We start from the raw sequence: 18,528 nt of genomic DNA on the forward strand, positions 1-18,528 counted from the left end.
GCTTAAACCTCACCCCACAGATCGTGGCCATCGGCGCCGGTGATTTTCACCGAAACGAAATCGCCGACCTTGTAGCGCTTCGATGCTTTCGTGGCCGGGGCGATATACACGACGCCGTCGATCTCGGGCGCATCCGCTGCCGTTCGGCCGATGCCGCCGTCCGTGTTGATCTCGTCGACGAGCACCTTCAGCGTCTTGCCGACCTTCTTCGCGATGCGCTTCGCCGAGACTTCTTCGGCGACTTCCATGAAACGCGCGCGACGTTCTTCGCGCACTTCGTCAGGCAACGCGCCGTCGAGTTCGTTGGCGCTCGCGCCTTCGACAGGCGAATACGCAAAGCAGCCGACGCGATCGAGTTCCGCTTCGCGGATGAAGTCGAGCAGCGTCTGGAACTGCTCTTCCGTTTCACCCGGGAAGCCCGCGATAAACGTGCTGCGGATCGTCAAGTCCGGACAGATCTCGCGCCATGCGCGCACACGCTCCATCACCTTTTCGGCGTTAGCCGGACGCTTCATGCGCTTCAGCACTTCCGGATGCGCGTGCTGAAATGGCACGTCGAGATACGGCAGCACGTGGCCCTTGTACGGACCGGCGGCCATCATCGGAATGACTTCATCAACGCTCGGGTACGGATACACGTAATGCAGACGCACCCACGCGCCGTACTGCGCGGCGAGTTCGCCAAGCGCGCCGACGAGATCCGTCATGCGTGTCCTGACCGGCTTGCCGTTCCAGAAACCGGTGCGATATTTGACGTCGACGCCATACGCGCTCGTGTCCTGCGAGATGACGAGCAGTTCCTTGACGCCGGACTTGAACAGGTTCTCCGCTTCGAGCATCACTTCGGCGACCGGGCGCGACACGAGGTCGCCGCGCATCGACGGGATGATGCAGAACGTGCAGCGGTGGTTACAGCCTTCGGAAATCTTGAGGTAGGCGTAGTGACGCGGCGTGAGTTTCACGCCCGCGGCCGGCACGAGATCGACGAACGGATCGTGCGGCTTCGGCAGATGGGTGTGCACGTGCTGCATCACTTCGCCCAGTGCGTGCGGGCCGGTGACGGCGAGCACCTTCGGATGCACTTCCTCGATGAGGCCGGTACCGCTCGCGCTCTTCTTTGCGCCGAGACAGCCCGTGACGATCACCTTGCCATTTTCGGCGAGGGCTTCGCCGATCGCGTCGAGACTTTCCTGGACGGCTTCGTCGATGAAGCCGCAGGTGTTGACGACGACGAGATCCGCGCCGTCATAAGTGCCAGAGATTTCGTAGCCCTCGGCGCGCAGCTGCGTGATGATCTGCTCGGAATCGACGAGCGCCTTGGGGCAGCCGAGCGACACGAACCCGACCTTCGGGGCGGCCGTCGTCGGCGTAATGGGGGAGGAAGTCTGCGGCATAGGGATGGTCCGGCGGATAGCGGTAACGTAACCCCGCATTGTACCGCGCCGCCGTGTCTGGCCGCCTGCGCGCAAAGCGCGGGAGCGCGCGTGGCCTGTACCGCTCCCGCTACTTCTTCTCGGGCTCCGGCTTTGGCTCCGGCTCCGGCTTCGACTCAGGATTCGGATTCGGATTCGCCTGCTTGTTGAACGGGAACGTGCTGAACATCGACTTCGCCTGGGTCTGCATCTGCTCCTGCATCTGCACGAACATGTTCTTCGACTGCTCGATGTAGCTGGTCATCATCCCCTGCATCATCGGCGCCTGCATGTTCATGAACTGCGACCAGACTTCCGGATTCATCGCGTTGCCTTCGTAGAGCGTCTTCGACTGGTCGGTCAGCTTGTTCTGGATGTCGATGAACGCCTGGATGTTCTTCTCCAGATAGGTGCCCATCATGCCCTGCATCGCGTGGCCGTAGAAACGGATGATCTGCGACAGCATCGACGAAGAAAACATCGGCAACCCGCCGCTTTCTTCTTCAAGAATGATCTGCAGCAGGATCGCGCGCGTGAGGTCCTCATTGCTTTTGGCGTCGATGACCTTGAAGTCTTCCTGATCGAGCACGAGCGTCTTGACGTCCGTCAACGTGATGTACGTGCTGGTCTCCGTATCGTACAGCCGGCGGTTCGGATACTTCTTGATGAGTCGTTCGGCCGTCGTCTTCTTTGTAGTAGTCGTTGTCATTTAACGCCTTTAAGCGCCCGTGAGCGCAGAAACGGCGCCAGTCGCACGCGCAATCGAACCCCTTGCGCAATGCGAGACGCCGCCGGAACCATCTGACCCGCAGCACGCCCCGCCACGGCGGGGCGCCAGCTGGATCAGCCCATATGCAGGCCGCCATTCAGCGAAAAATCGGCGCCTGTCGCAAAGCCCGATTCGTCGGACGCAAGCCACGCCACAATCGAGCCAATTTCGTCCGGATGACCGAGGCGGCGCACCGGAATTGTCGCCACGATCTTTTCGAGCACATCAGGGCGAATCGACTTCACCATGTCCGTGCCAATATAGCCCGGCGAAATGGTGTTGACCGTCACGCCCTTCGTGGCTACTTCCTGCGCCAGCGACATCGTGAAGCCATGAATGCCGGCCTTCGCGGTCGAATAGTTGGTTTGTCCGAACTGGCCTTTCTGCCCGTTCACCGACGAAATATTGATGATGCGGCCAAAGCCCCGCTCCACCATGCCGTCGATCACCTGCTTCGTCACGTTGAAGAGACTCGTGAGGTTGGTGTCGATCACCGCCGTCCAGTCTTCATGCGTCATCTTGCGGAACACCACGTCGCGCGTGATGCCGGCGTTGTTGACGAGGATGTCGATCTCGCCGACTTCGGCCTTCACCTTGTCGAATGCCTGCTTGGTCGACTCCCAGTCGCCGACGTTGCCTTCGGACGCGATGAAATCGAAACCGAGCGCCTTCTGCTCGCCCAGCCACTTCTCACGACGCGGGGAATTCGGGCCGCAGCCGGCGACGACCTTGAAACCTTCCTTGTGCAGACGCTGGCAGATACTCGTGCCGATGCCGCCCATCCCGCCCGTTACATACGCAATTCGCTGTGACATAAACCACACTCCATTATCGTTGTGCGAGGTGCCGACTGGCAGCCTCCTTCCTCGCCACTACTGTCTCCGTTTCCTGCCCTGCGTGAATCCCTGCCTGACTGCGTGCCGGAATCCCGCCTCCGCGCGAACTGCATGACGCCCGGCGCCAGCGTGGGCGCGGCGCTGTACCCACCCCGCCCTCCGCGGCACTCACGACCCGAGGTCAATAGCGTTCGAGCGCCAGCGCCACGCCCATCCCGCCGCCGATACACAGCGACGCCAGACCCTTCTTCGCATCGCGCTTCTGCATTTCGTACAGCAGCGTGACGAGAATCCGGCAGCCGGACGCGCCGATCGGGTGGCCGATCGCAATCGCGCCGCCGTTCACGTTGACCTTCGACGTGTCCCAGCCCATCTGCTTGTGCACAGCGAGCGCCTGCGCGGCGAACGCTTCGTTGATTTCCATCAGGTCGAGGTCCGACGGGCTCCAGCCCGCGCGTTCCAGACAGCGGCGCGATGCCGGCACCGGGCCCATGCCCATCACCTTCGGATCGACGCCTGCATTCGCGTACGCCTTGATGCGGGCGAGCGGCTTGAGGCCGAGCGCTTCGGCCTTCTTCGCCGACATCACAACCACCGCTGCTGCGCCGTCGTTCAGACCAGAGGCGTTCGCTGCCGTCACCGTGCCTTCCTTCGAGAACGCCGGCTTCAGGCCCGCGAGCGATTCGGCGGTCACGCCGTGACGCACGAATTCGTCCGTGGCGAAGCGTACCGGATCGCCCTTCCTTTGCGGTATCTCAACCGGAACAATTTCATCATCGAAACGGCCGGCCTTCTGTGCGGCTTCCGCCTTATTCTGTGACAACGCGGCAAACGCATCCTGCTGCTGGCGCGTGATGTCGTATTCCTTCGCGACGTTTTCCGCGGTGACGCCCATGTGGTACTGGTTGTATACGTCCCACAGACCGTCGACGATCATGCTGTCGACCAGCTTCGCGTCACCCATGCGGAAGCCGTCGCGCGAACCCGGCAGCACGTGCGGCGCCGCGCTCATGTTTTCCTGACCACCCGCAACGATGATATCCGCGTCGCCCGCGATGATCGCGTTGGCGGCGAGCATCACGGCCTTCAGCCCCGAGCCGCACACCTTGTTGATCGTCATGCCGGGCACGGCGGCCGGCAGCCCGGCCTTGATCAACGCCTGACGCGCCGGGTTCTGGCCCGAACCTGCCGTCAGCACCTGTCCGAGAATGACTTCACTGATCTGCTCGGGTTTCAGGCCCGCACGCTCGAGAACAGCGCGGACAACCGTCGCGCCAAGATCGGGCGCGGCGATTTTCGCCAGCGACCCACCGAATTTGCCGACTCCAGTACGTGCGGCCGATACGATCACAACATCAGTCATTTTCATTTCCTCCGGGCACCGCGGTTAAATGCGCCGCAGCCCGTCAAGTTAAAAATCCATCTGCTTCGATTGCGGCTTGCTTCAAATACGCTTTACCTTGCTACCGACGCTGCAGCTGCGGTCGCCTGTTCCTGCCGCCGTTGCCGCGTCATTCATCCACTATGCGTCGCGTTGAAGCACATAGCGACCCGGTGCGGGCTCGATTTCGCGATGCTCCGCCGAGCCGGGCTCGGCACGCGGCTTCACCTTTTTCCCTGCGTACTGGTCAAGCCAGTCCGTCCATTCCGGCCACCAGCTGCCGGGGACTTCGTCGGCCTGTTCAAACCAGGCGTCGGCCGTTTCCGGCATGTTCCTGTCTTCGCCTTTGAGTACCCAGTAGTTGCGTTTGTTCTTCGCGGGCGGATTGATCACACCGGCGATATGCCCCGATGCGCCGAGCACGAACTTCATCGGACCCGTGAGCAGCGGCACCGATGCGTACGCCGTTTGCCACGGCACGATATGGTCTTCGCGTGAACCGTAGATGAACGTCGGTACATCGATGCGCGTCAGGTCGACAGACTCGCCGCACACCGTCAACGCGCCCGGCTCGCGCAGCTTGTTCTCAAGATACGTGTTGCGCAGATACCAGACATACATCGGCCCCGGCAGGTTCGTCGAATCGCTGTTCCAGTACAGCAGATCGAACGGCACCGGCGTGCGGCCCTTCAGATAGTTGTCGACGACGTAATTCCACACAAGGTCGTTCGGACGCAGGAACGAGAACGTGTTCGCGAACTCGATGCCGCGCATCAGGGCCGGCTGTCCGCCGCCGATGCCGCCGATGGTCTGCTCGCGCATCTTCACATGCGCTTCGTCGACGAAGACGTCGAGCACGCCGGTATCGCTGAAGTCGAGCATCGCGGTGAGCAGCGTCATCGACGAAACCGGGTGTTCGCCACGTGCGGCCGCCACTGCAAGCGCAGTGGCGAGCATCGTACCGCCGACACAAAACCCCAGCGTATTGATCTGTTCACGTCCGCTGATCTGGCGAACGATATCGATCGCCTTGAGCACGCCGTCGTCGATGTAATCGTCCCACGTCTTGTGTGCGATCGATGCGTCCGCGTTGCGCCACGAAATCAGGAACACCTGGTGCCCCGAGTCGAGACCATGCGCGACCAGCGAGTTCGCCGGCTGCAGATCGAGAATGTAGAACTTGTTGATGCACGGCGGCACGATCAGCAACGGCCGCTCGCGCACGGTGGCCGTACGCGGCTTGTACTGGATCAGCTGCAGCAGTTCGTTTTCGAAGACGACCGAGCCTTCCGTATTCGCGAGATTCTTGCCGACCACGAAGCCGGATTCGTCCGTCTGCGAAATCTTGCCGCGCTGGAGGTCGCCGAGCAGATTCATCACGCCCTGGCGCAGGCTTTCGCCCTGACTTTCCAGCAGCGTCTTCTGCGCTTCCGGATTGAGCGCAAAGAAGTTGCTTGGCGACGCCGCCGCGGTCCATTGCTGGACAGCGAAGCGGATGCGCTCGCGCGTCTTCGCATCGGTATCGATCGCGTCGACGAGTTCCTGCAGATAGCGCGCGTTCAGCAGATACCACGCGGCCGTGAATGCATACGCGGGCGTCGCCGACCACGCGTCGGCGCTGAAGCGGCGATCTCTCAGTTCGGGAATGGTCGGCTTCGTGTCGGCGGCCTGCTGGATCAGCTGCATCGCTTCGCGCGAATAGTCGGACTGTAACTGCTGAAGGCGCTCAGGCGGAATCGCCGCCGACGGCATCTTCAAGCCGCCAAACGGTGACATCGGCAACATCGACGCCGCGGCCTTGCTGAAATCCGGCATGCCGGGAAAGGACGGCATCTGTGGCATGCCGGGCATCTGGAACGACGCCCCGTTCGCGAAGCCACTGCCGGCCCACCAGGGCGCCGCAGCGTTGCCCTCGGGGCGCTGCGCCGCACTACCGACAGAACGCCACGCATTTGTCCAGGCGTCGAGCATCTGCTGCATCCCGTCGGGCGGGGTCGCGGTATCGGGTGCGGCCTGCGGTTGCGGGGCGTCCGATGAAGTGGCCTTACGGGAAGAAGTCGTAGAACGTTTTGATGCTGCCATACCTGCTTTGACCGGTAAGTCCTGACGGACTGGTTGAGAGGCAGGTGATTGCGCACGTGGGCGATTGCTCGCGACCTCGTCACGCCCTGCCCCGTGGTGAGGAACATTCTTGCTCCCCATTGCAAGGCATGTCAATGCTTGATCCCGATTTTGCCGCAGTGCGATATTTTTTTAATTATCGTTTTCCCCATGTCTTTTGAACGACGTTGAGATCGCAATTTATCGACGCTTTGGGTACATGTAAAAAAAGCCCTGAATACAAGGCTTGCTTTACGTTTAATGGCGGCCTGATTGTCGTATATGCGGCTCAACCACGCGACCATCCACGCAGTTTGCCGCCGCTTTGCGCGCGATTCCGGCGGCGCAGCAAATTTCGAGGCCCGCAAGCCCGCCAACCTCACGCAAACCCTGGTGCCACGCGGTTTCGATCGGCCTGCCGTGCGCTCAATCTGCAAGCCAGATCATCGCCGCCATACGACCGGTTTCGGAATCGCGTCGATACGAATAGAAACGCTCGCGTTCAGTCACGGTACAGGCATTTGCATCGGTGATCTGCGTAATACCCATCTGATTCAGACGAATGCGTGCGAGTGCGGGGAGATCGGCGAAGTATTTGCCGGCCGCTTCGGCACGGGGCACGAATGCCCGAGATGTGGCATCGCGTTGTGCACCGTCGACACCCTTCATGAAGGCGTCACGCACATCTGCCCCGACCTCGAATGCCGTCGGTCCAATCGACGGGCCGAGGTAAGCGTGCAGCCCTTCGATGCCGGAACCCGCGAGGTCCGCGACGCGCATCGCGGTCTTCTCGACGATGCCTGCCGCCAGACCTCGCCAGCCTGCGTGCGCGGCGCCCACTGCGCGACCGTTCGCGTCGCACAGCAGCACCGGCATGCAGTCGGCGATCATCACGATGCACATCGTGCCCGGCTGACCGGTCACGCTGGCGTCGGCGCGCACCGGCGCCGCGCCCTGCTGCGCGCCCGCGAGGACCTCGGCGGCGTTCACCACCTCCGCGCCGTGGATCTGTTCGAGCCAGGCAGCCGATGCGCCCGTCAGCGCCAGCAGACGCGCGCGGTTGATTTCGACAGCCGCGGGATCGTCGCCCGCGCGGCGACCGAGATTCAGGCCGCCCGGCTGATCGACGCCGTCCTTCCAGCGCCCGAACGGCGGCTGGCTCACGCCACCGTTACGCGTCGTCACCAGCGCGCGCACGCGCGGCGACACGCGCCACGCGGGTTGCAGGACATCGGCGAGCGTCAGGTCGGGTGCGGTCATCGTGTTTCGTCCCTGTCGCTGTCGTCGTGTTCGCTGTCGTCGTCTTCGTGCGCTTCGTCGTCCGGCAGATCGCCCGGGGATGTGTCGTACGCGTCTTCGCCGTCGTCGTATTCGTTGTCGTATTCATCGTCGAACGCGCCTTCGTCGTCACGACCGAGACCGAGCGCTGCCGAAAGCGCAGCCATGTCGCCCGGCACGTCTGCGCGCCACTGCATCGAGCGACCCGTCTGCGGATGGATCAACCCGAGGCGCCATGCGTGCAGCGCCTGCCGCGCGAAGCCGTCCGGCAGCGGCGTCACGGAACGCTTGCCGCGGGCGCGCCCATACACCGGATCGCCCAGCAGCGGATGACCGATGTGCGCGCAATGTACGCGGATCTGATGCGTGCGGCCGGTTTCCAGATCGCAGTGAATCGCCGACACCGGCTGACGTTCCCACATCGTCGAATCGATGCGCCGGAAGTGCGTGCGCGCGGCCTTGCCCGCCGCGCTCGTGACCACCGCCATGCGCGTGCGCTCGCGCGGATCGCGGCCGATGGGTGCGTCGATCGTGCCTTCCTCGGGCATGTTGCCCCACACGAGCGCGAGATAGCGACGCTTCACCGTACGCGCCTGCAACTGGCGCACGAGGTCCGTCTGCGCCTCGAGCGTACGCGCGACGACCATCAGCCCGGAGGTTTCCTTGTCGAGCCGGTGCACGATGCCGGCGCGCGGCAGGCCGGCCGCCGAGGCGCCGTAGCGATACAGCAGGCCATTGAGCACCGTGCCGCCCCAGTTGCCCGCCGCCGGATGGACGACGAGCCCAGGCGGCTTGTTGATCACGACGAGCGTGTCGTCTTCGTAGACGATATCGAGCGGCACCGGCTCCGGCGTAAATGCCAGCTGCTCGGGCAAAAGATCGGGAATCAGTTCGATCGTGGCGCCGAGCGGCACCGGCTGACGGATTTTCGCGGGCGCGCCGTCGACGCGCACACGCTGCGCCTCGATCCAGCTTTGCAGCCGGTTACGCGAGAATTCGGGGAAGACTTTGGCGAGCACCTTGTCGAGGCGATCGCCCGCCATCTCGTCCGGCACCAGCACGGTACGCGGCGTTTCGTCGGCCGGCCGGCCTGCGACGACCTGCGCGGGTTGCGGGACGAGCACGTCGCTAACGAGATCGTCGTCGAGGGAATCGGCTGCCAGCGCGTCGTCGGGCTCGGCGCTTGGGCTATAATCTTCGTTGCTATCCCGGGTACCGGCAGCGGTACCCGGAGTTTTTGAGCGGGTCATTGAGTCTGGGTCACCTGGACGTAAAGCTAGACTGGAAAATGCGAGCCTTGAACATCATTACTAATACGGCCCAAACAGTGGCACAAGCAGCGGCACAGGCAGCGGCCCATGCAGCGGCACGATCAACCAGCCGGGCAGCGATGCAGAAAGCGAAAAGCGCGGCCCGATATGTTGCCTGTGCAGCGGCGCTCGCAATCGTGGCAGCCTGCCACGGCCTGCCCGAGAAGACGGACGAGACCGCCGTCTGGACCAACAACAAATTATATACGGAGGCGCAGGACGCGCTGACCGGCGGCGACTGGGGCAAGTGCGCGAAATACTTCGAGCAGCTTGAAGGCCGCGACCCGTTCGGCCATTTTGCGCAACAGGCGCAGATCAATGTAGCGTACTGCAGCTGGAAAGACGGCGAAACGGCGAATGCCGATCAGGCCATCGACCGCTTTATCCAGTTGCATCCGGATCATCCGGACATCGCCTACGCGCACTACCTGAAGGGCATGATCCACTTTAATGACGATCTGGGTCTGTTCGGCCGCTTCTCCGGTCAGGACATGAGCGAGCGCGATCCGAAGTCGCTGCGCGAGTCGTATGACGCGTTCAAGGTGGTCGTCGATAAATATCCGGACAGCAAGTACGCGCCGGATGCCGCACAACGTATGCGCTACATCGTGAACGCGCTGGCTTCGCACGAAGTGCACGCGGCGGACTACTACTATCGTCGTGGCGCGTATGTGGCGGCGATCAACCGCGCGCAGCTCGCGATCAAGGAATACAAGAACGCGCCGGCAATCGAAGACGCGCTGCACATCATGATGCTGTCGTATCAGAAGCTCGACCAGCCGCAACTGGCCGACGATACGAAGCGCGTGCTGGCCGGCACGTTCCCGGACAGCCCGTATGTCACGGGGCATGCACGTCCAGGCGCGGCAAAGTCCTGGTGGCAGTTCTAAGCGGGTCTTTACCGTTGATCGCGGCCTGAGCCTCGTCGGCTCGGGTCAAACAAAAACGCCACGGACAACCGTGGCGTTTTTGTTTGTGGCGTCTGCATCTGCGCGCGTTTACTTCAGCAGCAATGCAAATCGCATCGCTCAGTGCCGCCTCAACGCCACTACCTCAATCCCGCTCGAACAGCGCGATCGATTCGACATGCGACGTGTGCGGGAACATGTTCACCACGCCCGCGCCCTTCAGACGATAGCCCGCTTCGTGAACCAGCAGACCCGCATCGCGCGCGAGCGTCGCCGGATTGCACGACACGTAGACCATGCGCTTCGGCAACGGCCCATCGCCGCTCTGCGCGATCTCAGCGAGCGCCTTCGCTACAGCCAGCGCGCCTTCGCGCGGCGGATCGATCAGGAACTTGTCGAAGTGACCGAGCGCGCGCATATCGTCGGCGGTGACTTCGAAGAGGTTGCGGCACGCGAACGACGTGTGACCCGCGACGCCATTTTCTTCGGCGTTGGCCAGCGCGCGTGTCGTCAGCGCGTCGCTGCCTTCGATGCCGACCACTTCCTTCGCGATCCGTGCGAGTGGCAGCGTGAAGTTGCCGATGCCGCAAAAGAGATCGAGCACGCGATCCGTGGCGGACGGCGCGAGCAGACGCAGCGCGCGGCTCACCAGCACGCGGTTGATCTGGTGGTTCACCTGCGTGAAATCGGTCGGCTTGAACGGCATCCGGATGTTGTATTCCGGCAGCGTGTAGTCAAGCTGTGCGTCGAGCGGGTAGAACGGCGCGACCGAGTCCGGTCCCTTCGGCTGCAGCCAGAACTGCACGTTGTGTGCGTCGGCGAAATCGCGCAGCAGCTGTTCGTCGGCGGCGTTGATCGGCTCCAGCACGCGCAGCACAAGCGCCGTCACCGACTCGCCCACCGCGAGTTCGATCTGCGGCATGCGATCGCGGATGGACAGCGCTTCGACCAGACGACGCATCGGCACCAGCATCGCCGACACATGCGGCGGCAGCACTTCGCAGCTCGTCATGTCGGCCACGAAGCTGCTCTTCTTTTCGTGGAAGCCGACCAGCACGCCGCCCTTCTTCTCGATGTCCCGCACGGTCAGACGCGCACGATACCGATAGCCCCACGACGGCCCGTGAATCGGCCGGAACACCGTTTCGGGGCGCAGCTTCGCGAGATGCAGGAGATTGTCTTCGAGCACGCGCTGCTTGACGGCGATCTGCGCGCGGATATCCAGATGCTGCATCGAGCAGCCGCCGCACGTGCCGAAAAACTGGCACTGCGGTTTCGTGCGGATCACGCTTTCGCGCAGCACGTCGACGACCGTTGCCTGCTCGAACTTTGGCTTCTTCCGGTAACTCAAATAGGTGACACGCTCGCCTGGCAGTGCGCCTTCGACAAAAATGACCTTCCCCGGCTCGCCGTCTTCATTGACCGTACGGCCGACGCCGCGCGCTTCCATGTCGAGCGAGTCGATTTCGAGAATGGGGGCAATAACAGGCACGTCACCTGCGGCCGTTCTGGCGGACGCGGACGCGAAGCGGTTTCTACGCGAGCGATGATGGGCAGTTCGAGACACCTGCGGCTTCCTGACAGACTTGTGGGGAAAGGCGAGATTGTAGACGAACCGCAACCTGCACCGGAGATTTGACAATGTGGCTGATCAACTGGAATGTGCAGTGGGGACGCAGCGCGGACGGCAAGGTCGACCTCGCGCATACACTCGATGAGGCGCGCCGTCTTGCCGATTTCGACGTACTGTGCCTGCAGGAAATCACGCGCGGCTTCAGCGCGCTGGCCGGGCATCCGGGCGACGACCAGTTTGCCGAGCTCGCTCGCCTGTTGCCCGGGTATGCGGTGCTGGAAGCGATCGGCGCTGATTTGCCAGCGGTGCCTTCGGGTGTTTCGGGTACATCGGGTGCGCTGAAGGCGACAGACGCGGCCGGCGCGTCAGGCGCATCGCGGCGTCGCCAGTTCGGCAACGCGCTGGTTACGCGGCTGCCGGTCGAGCGTGTGATCCACCACACGTTACCGTGGCCAGCCGATCCGGCCGCGCCGTCGATGCAGCGCGTCGCGCTCGAAGCCGTGCTGGACGCGCCGGGCGGCGCAGTCCGCGTGCTGGTAACGCACCTGGAGTTTTACTCGTTGCCGCAACGGCTCGCGCAGGTCGACGAACTGCGGCGGCTTCAGCTGGAAGCCGTCGACCACGCGAAGCACCCGGCGGCGGCCGAAGGCGCCATCGGCCCGTTCACTGCGAGTGGACGGCCGGTCAGCGCACTCGTCTGCGGCGACTTCAACAGTGCGTTCGAGAGCGAGGCCTATCAGCGGATGCTGGAGCCGCTGCCGGGCAGCCCGGCGTTCATCGACAGCTGGACGACACTGCATCCCGGCGCGACGCCGCCACCGACTGCCGGCGTCTACGACACGGTGCAGTGGAAGAACGGTCCGCTAACCTGCGATTTCGTGTTCGCGACGGAAGATCTGAGCGGCCGTCTGCGCAGCTGTGAGATCGACGGCGCGACGCGCGCATCGGATCATCAGCCGATCGTGCTTGAACTGGATTAAGGATGCGTTCGTGCGCCACCTTCTACCCAAACGCCGCCAGGTACTCAGCCCAATGCGCCGCCGGTTCCTGCGCGAGCGCGTTTTTGACGAGATTGATTTCGTCGTCGTACTCCGCGGCTGAAAAGCCACCGCGCAGCAACTGGAACCGGCAATACAGCAGATACGTGTTGACGACGTCCGTCTCGCAATAATTGCGGATTTCCTCGATGCGCCCCTGCTGGAACGCGTGCCACACCTGGCCGCCGTCCATCCCGAGCTTGCCGGGAAAGCCGCACATCTTCGCGAGCGCATCCAGCGGCGCATTGGCGCGCGCCTGGTACATCGCGAGCACGTCCATCAGATCGGTGTGACGTGCGTGATAGCGGCTGATGTAGTTATTCCACTTGAAATCGCGATCGTCCTCGCCGAGATCCCAGAAGCGCGACGCCGGAATGCCGTTGACCAGCGCCCGGTAGTTAAGCACCGGCAGGTCGAACCCGCCGCCGTTCCATGACACCAGTTGCGGCGTGTACTTCTCGATCACCCGATAGAACGACTGGATCAGCGCCGGCTCGCCATCGGCCAGCGTACCGAGCGAGCGCACGCGAAACCCCGCGTTGTCACGAAACACACACGAAATTGCCGCAATGCGCTGCAGATGGTGCGGCAGGAAATCGTTGCCCGTCTTCTCGCGACGCGCGGCGAAGGCGTGTTCGGCGACTTCGTCGTCGGTGAGCGTGGCGGGGAGTCCTTCGAGACGGCGAATGCCGGCGACATCGGGAATCGTCTCGATGTCGAAAACAAGAATGGGTGTCATCAGGTTATAAGACGGCGTCCTTGCGAACACCGTTAGAGGCGAAGAACCGCTTCAGGCGCACCAGCGCTTCCTGCTGGATCTGGCGCACGCGTTCGCGGGTCAGGCCCATTTCGTCGGCGAGCTCTTCCAGCGTGGCCGGCTCGATGTGATTCAGGCCGAAGCGGCGCTCGATCACATGACGGTGCTTGTCCGACAGCCGCGCGAGCCACGCCCGTGTCAGCGTTTCCAGCTCGCGGTGCTGCACCTCGGCATCCGGCGACTGGCTCTGGTCGTCGGACAACAAGTCGAGCAGGCTGCTGGCCGGATCGAGATCGAGCGGCGCGTCGAGCGATGCCGTGTGCTCGTTCAGCGCGAGGATGTCAGTGACTTCGTCGGTGGTTTTGCCGGTCAGATAGGCGATGTCGTCGATGCTGGCGTCACGGCGGTCCGCCGCTGCGCCGGCATTCATCGAATTCTTTTCCAGATGGCGCTTCGCGCGCAGCACCTGGTTCAGTTCGCGGATCACGTGAACCGGCAGCCGCACGGTACGCGCCTGGTTCATGATCGCGCGCTCGATGCTCTGGCGAATCCACCACGTGGCGTAGGTCGAAAAGCGGAAGCCGCGCGTCGGATCGAATTTTTCGATCGCGTGCATCAGGCCGAGATTGCCTTCCTCGATCAGATCGAGCAGCGGCACGCCGCGATTCAGATAGCCCTTGGCAATACTGACGACGAGCCGCAGGTTGCGCTCGATCATCACCTGCCGCGCCTCGAATTCGCCGGCCTTGGCGAGCCGCGAATAACGCTGCTCTTCCTCGACAGTCAAGAGCGGCTTGACGCTGATGCGGTTGAGGTAATGCTGGATGGTGTCGGCGGTGAGTTCCGCCTGAAGCAGTGCGCGAAAGTCGTCCGCGTCGGGCACGGAATCGTTTGCGCCCTCGCGCGCGTCGCCGGCCTCTTCGGCGCCGGCCTGACGTTCGTCAAGGTCGGCGGCGTTGTCGATTTCGTCCGCGCTGTCTTCGTCGTTCACAGCGCCGCCTTCCTCCACCGAAACAGGCGTGGCACGGCTGACTGTCTCAGTTCCGGCTTGCTGCGGGCGGCGCTTCGATTTCGGCATGGTCGTATCGCTTATTGCGGCGGCAAATACTTCAGTGGGTCGACAGGCTTGCCCTGCCGGCGAACTTCGAAATGCAACATCACGCGGTCCGAATCGCTGTTGCCCATCTCGGCAATCTTCTGCCCTCGGGATACAGCGTCACCCTCTTTTACCATCAAAGCACGGTTATGTGCATATGCGGTGAGATAAGTCGCGTCATGCTTGATGATAATGAGATTGCCGTATCCGCGCAGCCCATTTCCAGCATAAACGACACGACCGTCTGCCGAAGCCTTTACCGCATCGCCCGCCGCACCGCCAATATTCACGCCTTTGTTCTTCGAATCGTCGAAGGTGCCGAGGATCGGACCGCGCACCGGCCATGCAAACGCAACGTTGCCGTTCGCGGCAGCGTTGGCATCGCTTGCGGAGGCTTGCGGCGTCGCGACCGGCGGCGTCGTGGCCGTCAGGCCCGAGCCGTAGACCGGCGGCGCGGCGGTGACACCCGTCGTCACACCTGAGGTGCCCGCGGTACCTGGTGCCGCGCCGTTGAGCGGCGTGGCCTGCACACCGCCACCACCAATCGGCGACGTAGCGACGCCCGGCGTCAGCGCGGCGACGTTCGCACCCGGAGGCGCGACGCGCAGCAACTGGTCGACTTCGATCTGGTTCGGGTTGGTGAGGTTGTTCCAGTTCGCGATGTCGCGATAGTTCTGGCCGTTCTCCAGCGCGATCCGGTACAGCGTATCGCCTGGCTTCACACGGTAGTAACCCGGAGGCGGCGGTCCGAGCGGCACGGCCGGCTGCGTCGCCGACGTGCCGGCCTGCGTGCCGATCGCGCCCGTACCGGAGCGGTCGACGACGGGCGCGGCGTCAAAGCGCGTCGCGCAGGCCGTCAACAGGGAGAGCGCGACCACGCAGGCGCTACGCCGGGCTACGGTCATGACGGTCGAGTCGTTCAGGCTGGTTGTTTGCATCGCGCGCAACATACTCATCGGTTTCAGATCACTCCGGATTTTAAGGGTACAAAGAAAACGCGATCAAGCCGCGACTCGCGCCACTGCGCGGGCCCGGTGCGCTCGACGAGCGTCAGCACCTGCGACTGCCCTTCCTGCGAGCCAACCGGCGCGACGAGCCGCCCGCCGATCGCAAGCTGTTCAAGAAGCGCGTGCGGCACATCGAGACCGGCGGCGGCAATCACGATCGCATCGAACGGCGCGACGGCCGGCAAACCGATGCGTCCGTCGCCGTAATGCAGACGGATGTTCGGAATGCGCAATGGCCGCAGATTGGTCTTCGCACGTTCGAAGAGCGGCTTGATACGTTCAATCGAATAGACATCGCGTGCGACCTGGCTCAGCACGGCCGCCTGATAGCCACAGCCAGTGCCGATTTCCAGCACGCTCGCAAGCAGCCGGCCCGCCGCGGCCAGCTCGATCATGCGGGCCACGACGGACGGCTTCGAGATTGTCTGGTGATGACCGATCGGCAGCGCCGCATCTTCGTAGGCCTGAGTCGCGAGACCGGGATCGACGAACATGTGGCGCGGCACAACCGACATCGCCTTCAGCACACGCTGATCGCTCACGCCGTTAGCCCGCAGGCGTTCGACCATCCGCTCGCGAACGCGTTCCGAGGTCAGCGCCATTGCGCTGTTCAGCGCGACGTTCGGTGCTGCGGTGCGCTCGGAACGCGGCGCGGCCAGTTTTATCTGAGACGGTTTGACCGGCGATGCTTTTAACTGCGCCGGTTTGATGGCCGCGGGTTTGACTGCTGCCGGTTTGACGGTCGCGGGTTTCACTGTCGCCGGTTTGACGATCGCTGTGTGCACTGCGGCAGATCTGGCGATCGCAGGTTTAGTTGTCGCAGGTTTGGCGATGGCCGGCTTGCTGGCCAGCGGTTTGACGGTCGCGGGCGTGGCGTTCGCCGGTTTAATGATCGAGGGCCTCGCGATCGCGGGCTTCACTGCCGCGGGCGTTGCGGTCGAATGCTTCGTTGCAGCAGGGCTTGCGACCACCGGCTTGATGCCTGCCACCGCGCGCGTTTCACCAGGCCGGCCCTCGGACCGGCGCGGCTCACGCACGAGATCGGCGAGACCGAGCGGAAAGCGCTTTGCGCGCTCGCTGGTCATGAAGCGCCGCTCCCGGCGCGCGCCCAGTCGCGCGCCGCGGGCAGCATCTGCGTGTGGGTCAGGTCGAGTTGCAGCGGGGTGATCGAGACATGGCCATTCGCAACCGCGTGAAAATCGGTGCCTTCACTCGCGTCGCGCGCGCTGCCGGACGGGCCGATCCAGTAGATCGGTTCACCGCGCGGGTTTTTCTGGCGGATCACCGGCTGCGACGGATGGCGCTTGCCCAGCCGCGTCACCTGCCATTCGCGCAACTGGTCGTAAGGCAGATTCGGAATATTGACGTTCAGCAACGGATGGCCCGGCAGCGGATGATCGAGATAATGCGCAACGATTTCCGCAGCGACGCGCGCGGCGTCTTCGAGATGCACCCAGTCTTTGTCGACAAGCGAAAACGCGATGGCCGGCACGCCGAACATGATGCCTTCGGTCGCGGCGGCGACGGTGCCTGAATAGAGCGTATCTTCGCCCATGTTCTGGCCGTTGTTGATGCCCGACACGACGAGATCCGGCGTGTGATCCAGCATGCCGGTCATCGCGATGTGCACGGAGTCGGTCGGCGTGCCGTTGACGTAGTAGAAACCATTCGCCGAGCGCAGCACCGAAAGCGGCCGCGACAGCGTCAGCGAGTTCGACGCGCCGCTGCAGTTCTGCTCCGGCGCCATCACGGTAACGTCGGCGAGCGGCTTCAGCGCGTCGTAAAGCACGGCGAGGCCGGGCGCCAGATAACCATCGTCATTACTGAGTAGGATTCGCATGCGGCGATTGTAACCGAGGAACTATGCGATGAAACACGGCACGCAGACGTCCTTCCGGCCGATGCGCAATACACGGCGCGGCTGCACGGGAATCGCACGGTCGTTCGGGTTGATTTACACTCGGATGATTATGCGTAGCCACAATCGATAAGGAGACACGATGCGCGCAATTCGCTGTAGTCAATATGGTCCGCCGGAGAGCCTGACCGTCGAAACGCTTCCCGATCTCGAGCCGCAAGGCGATCAGGTCGTGATCGACGTCAAGGCGGCCAGCGTCAATTTTCCGGATGTGCTGATCATCGAGAACAAATATCAGATGAAGCCGCCGCTGCCGTTCACGCCGGGTTCGGAAGTCGCAGGCATCGTGCGCGCGGTCGGTGCCGACGTGCGGAATTTCAGACCCGGACAGCGCATCGTCGCGTTCACGGGTTCAGGCGCGTTCGCCGAGCAGGCGGTGGCGCCCGCCTCCGCCTGCGTGCCGCTTCCCGACGATGCCGATTTTGCTGTGGCGGCTGCGTTCACGCTGGCGTACGGCACGTCGCACCACGCGGTCGTCGATCGCGCGCAGCTGAAGGCCGGTGAAACCCTGCTCGTGCTGGGCGCGGCAGGCGGCGTGGGCCTCGCCGCGGTCGAGATCGGCAAGGCGCTCGGCGCGCGCGTGATCGCGGCTGCGTCGACGGACGAGAAGCTCGCGATCTGCGTTGAACATGGCGCCGACGCGACGATCAACTACACCCGCGACGATCTGCGCGAACGCATCAAGGCGCTCACCGATGGCAAGGGCCCGGATGTGATCTACGACCCTGTCGGCGGCATTTATTCAGAACCGGCGTTTCGCAGCATCGGCTGGCGCGGACGGTACCTGGTCGTCGGCTTCGCGAACGGCGAGATTCCGAAGCTGCCGCTTAACCTGACGCTGCTGAAAGGCGCAAGCATCGTCGGCGTGTTCTGGGGCGACTACGCGCGTCGCGAGCCGCAGAACAATGCCGCAGGCTTCGAGCAGATGCTCGGCTGGATGAAAGCAGGCAAGCTGCGTCCGCATATTTCGGCGCGCTACGCGCTCGAAGACGCGCCGCGCGCGCTGCGTGACATGGCTGAACGCCGCGTGATCGGGAAGATCGTCATCACGCCCTGAAGCGTCCTGAAGCGTTACGTTCGAAAACGGCCGGAAACGAAAACGGCACGCGATCCGTCGATCCGTCGATCGCGCGCCGTTTTTCTTTT

Annotated in this window: 16 protein-coding genes; 3 read left to right on the top strand and 13 right to left on the bottom strand. The window is 63.4% G+C overall.

Annotated elements, in window-relative coordinates; all coding sequences use genetic code 11:
• Window positions 1-2 precede the first annotated feature (2 nt).
• The 7 genes from rimO to P3T21_RS13565 form a co-directional block, all read right to left on the bottom strand.
• Complete coding sequence (gene rimO / locus P3T21_RS13535) at window positions 3-1,394, bottom strand: 30S ribosomal protein S12 methylthiotransferase RimO (protein WP_429256440.1); 1,392 nt, start codon at window positions 1,392-1,394, stop codon at window positions 3-5.
• 109 nt (window positions 1,395-1,503) lie between these two features.
• Window positions 1,504-2,121 carry a polyhydroxyalkanoate synthesis repressor PhaR gene (gene phaR, locus P3T21_RS13540; RefSeq protein ID WP_429256441.1) on the bottom strand — a complete coding sequence of 206 codons (618 nt, stop codon included), beginning with the start codon at window positions 2,119-2,121 and terminating at the stop codon, window positions 1,504-1,506.
• A gap of 134 nt (window positions 2,122-2,255) precedes the next feature.
• On the bottom strand, window positions 2,256-2,996 hold the full coding sequence (locus P3T21_RS13545; RefSeq protein WP_429256442.1) for a 3-ketoacyl-ACP reductase: 741 nt from the start codon (window positions 2,994-2,996) through the stop codon (window positions 2,256-2,258).
• Window positions 2,997-3,198: 202 nt separating this feature from the next.
• Window positions 3,199-4,380, bottom strand: coding sequence for an acetyl-CoA C-acetyltransferase (locus P3T21_RS13550; RefSeq protein ID WP_429256443.1), 1,182 nt, complete (start codon window positions 4,378-4,380; stop codon window positions 3,199-3,201).
• 159 nt (window positions 4,381-4,539) lie between these two features.
• Entirely contained in the window at window positions 4,540-6,378 is a 1,839-nt protein-coding gene (phaC, locus tag P3T21_RS13555; RefSeq protein ID WP_429256634.1) for a class I poly(R)-hydroxyalkanoic acid synthase, read from the bottom strand.
• Window positions 6,379-6,924: 546 nt separating this feature from the next.
• Window positions 6,925-7,758, bottom strand: a complete 834-nt coding sequence (gene pgeF, locus P3T21_RS13560) for a peptidoglycan editing factor PgeF (RefSeq protein WP_429256444.1) — start codon at window positions 7,756-7,758, stop codon at window positions 6,925-6,927.
• On the bottom strand, window positions 7,755-9,026 hold the full coding sequence (locus tag P3T21_RS13565; RefSeq protein ID WP_429256445.1) for an RluA family pseudouridine synthase: 1,272 nt from the start codon (window positions 9,024-9,026) through the stop codon (window positions 7,755-7,757). Before P3T21_RS13565 ends, pgeF begins: the two co-directional genes overlap by 4 nt.
• Window positions 9,027-9,166: 140 nt before the next feature.
• On the opposite strand from P3T21_RS13565, the gene P3T21_RS13570 reads away from it, so the two are divergent.
• Window positions 9,167-9,976 carry an outer membrane protein assembly factor BamD gene (locus tag P3T21_RS13570; RefSeq protein ID WP_429256446.1) on the top strand — a complete coding sequence of 270 codons (810 nt, stop codon included), beginning with the start codon at window positions 9,167-9,169 and terminating at the stop codon, window positions 9,974-9,976.
• A 163-nt stretch (window positions 9,977-10,139) separates the two neighbouring features.
• Here P3T21_RS13570 and rlmD read toward each other — a convergent pair whose 3' ends face one another.
• Window positions 10,140-11,486: a 23S rRNA (uracil(1939)-C(5))-methyltransferase RlmD gene (gene rlmD, locus P3T21_RS13575; protein WP_429256447.1), complete on the bottom strand. Its 1,347-nt coding sequence runs from the start codon at window positions 11,484-11,486 to the stop codon at window positions 10,140-10,142.
• A gap of 149 nt (window positions 11,487-11,635) precedes the next feature.
• Here rlmD and P3T21_RS13580 point away from each other — a divergent pair, with 149 nt between their 5' ends.
• Window positions 11,636-12,547 carry an endonuclease/exonuclease/phosphatase family protein gene (locus tag P3T21_RS13580; RefSeq protein ID WP_429256448.1) on the top strand — a complete coding sequence of 304 codons (912 nt, stop codon included), beginning with the start codon at window positions 11,636-11,638 and terminating at the stop codon, window positions 12,545-12,547.
• Between the two features lie 22 nt (window positions 12,548-12,569).
• Here P3T21_RS13580 and P3T21_RS13585 read toward each other — a convergent pair whose 3' ends face one another.
• The 5 genes from P3T21_RS13585 to surE are packed head-to-tail and all read right to left on the bottom strand — an operon-like array spanning window position 12,570 to window position 17,304.
• Window positions 12,570-13,343 (bottom strand): 3'-5' exonuclease, encoded by a 774-nt coding sequence (locus P3T21_RS13585; RefSeq protein WP_429256449.1) that lies wholly within the window; start codon window positions 13,341-13,343, stop codon window positions 12,570-12,572.
• A 4-nt stretch (window positions 13,344-13,347) separates the two neighbouring features.
• Complete coding sequence (gene rpoS, locus P3T21_RS13590; RefSeq protein ID WP_429256450.1) at window positions 13,348-14,439, bottom strand: RNA polymerase sigma factor RpoS; 1,092 nt, start codon at window positions 14,437-14,439, stop codon at window positions 13,348-13,350.
• 11 nt (window positions 14,440-14,450) lie between these two features.
• Window positions 14,451-15,413 carry a peptidoglycan DD-metalloendopeptidase family protein gene (locus P3T21_RS13595; RefSeq protein ID WP_429256451.1) on the bottom strand — a complete coding sequence of 321 codons (963 nt, stop codon included), beginning with the start codon at window positions 15,411-15,413 and terminating at the stop codon, window positions 14,451-14,453.
• A gap of 5 nt (window positions 15,414-15,418) precedes the next feature.
• Window positions 15,419-16,549, bottom strand: coding sequence for a protein-L-isoaspartate(D-aspartate) O-methyltransferase (locus P3T21_RS13600; RefSeq protein WP_429256452.1), 1,131 nt, complete (start codon window positions 16,547-16,549; stop codon window positions 15,419-15,421).
• Window positions 16,546-17,304 carry a 5'/3'-nucleotidase SurE gene (gene surE / locus P3T21_RS13605; RefSeq protein ID WP_429256453.1) on the bottom strand — a complete coding sequence of 253 codons (759 nt, stop codon included), beginning with the start codon at window positions 17,302-17,304 and terminating at the stop codon, window positions 16,546-16,548. Before surE ends, P3T21_RS13600 begins: the two co-directional genes overlap by 4 nt.
• A gap of 160 nt (window positions 17,305-17,464) precedes the next feature.
• Here surE and P3T21_RS13610 point away from each other — a divergent pair, with 160 nt between their 5' ends.
• Window positions 17,465-18,439, top strand: a complete 975-nt coding sequence (locus P3T21_RS13610) for an NADPH:quinone oxidoreductase family protein (RefSeq protein ID WP_429256454.1) — start codon at window positions 17,465-17,467, stop codon at window positions 18,437-18,439.
• Window positions 18,440-18,528 lie beyond the last annotated feature (89 nt).

Source organism: Paraburkholderia sp. GAS334 (genome assembly GCF_050436625.1).
Lineage (GTDB): Bacteria > Pseudomonadota > Gammaproteobacteria > Burkholderiales > Burkholderiaceae > Paraburkholderia.

Coding starts and splice junctions, on each gene's coding strand:
- P3T21_RS13570 (WP_429256446.1), top strand. CDS start 9,167: ATGCAGAAAGCGAAAAGCGCGGCCCGATATGTTGCCTGTGCAGCGGCG.
- phaC (WP_429256634.1), bottom strand. CDS start 6,378: ATGCAGCAGATGCTCGACGCCTGGACAAATGCGTGGCGTTCTGTCGGT.
- P3T21_RS13565 (WP_429256445.1), bottom strand. CDS start 9,026: ATGACCCGCTCAAAAACTCCGGGTACCGCTGCCGGTACCCGGGATAGC.
- pgeF (WP_429256444.1), bottom strand. CDS start 7,758: ATGACCGCACCCGACCTGACGCTCGCCGATGTCCTGCAACCCGCGTGG.
- P3T21_RS13600 (WP_429256452.1), bottom strand. CDS start 16,549: ATGACCAGCGAGCGCGCAAAGCGCTTTCCGCTCGGTCTCGCCGATCTC.
- P3T21_RS13580 (WP_429256448.1), top strand. CDS start 11,636: ATGTGGCTGATCAACTGGAATGTGCAGTGGGGACGCAGCGCGGACGGC.
- P3T21_RS13545 (WP_429256442.1), bottom strand. CDS start 2,996: ATGTCACAGCGAATTGCGTATGTAACGGGCGGGATGGGCGGCATCGGC.
- P3T21_RS13585 (WP_429256449.1), bottom strand. CDS start 13,343: ATGACACCCATTCTTGTTTTCGACATCGAGACGATTCCCGATGTCGCC.
- rpoS (WP_429256450.1), bottom strand. CDS start 14,439: ATGCCGAAATCGAAGCGCCGCCCGCAGCAAGCCGGAACTGAGACAGTC.
- surE (WP_429256453.1), bottom strand. CDS start 17,304: ATGCGAATCCTACTCAGTAATGACGATGGTTATCTGGCGCCCGGCCTC.
- P3T21_RS13595 (WP_429256451.1), bottom strand. CDS start 15,413: ATGAGTATGTTGCGCGCGATGCAAACAACCAGCCTGAACGACTCGACC.
- phaR (WP_429256441.1), bottom strand. CDS start 2,121: ATGACAACGACTACTACAAAGAAGACGACGGCCGAACGACTCATCAAG.
- rimO (WP_429256440.1), bottom strand. CDS start 1,394: ATGCCGCAGACTTCCTCCCCCATTACGCCGACGACGGCCGCCCCGAAG.
- P3T21_RS13610 (WP_429256454.1), top strand. CDS start 17,465: ATGCGCGCAATTCGCTGTAGTCAATATGGTCCGCCGGAGAGCCTGACC.
- P3T21_RS13550 (WP_429256443.1), bottom strand. CDS start 4,380: ATGACTGATGTTGTGATCGTATCGGCCGCACGTACTGGAGTCGGCAAA.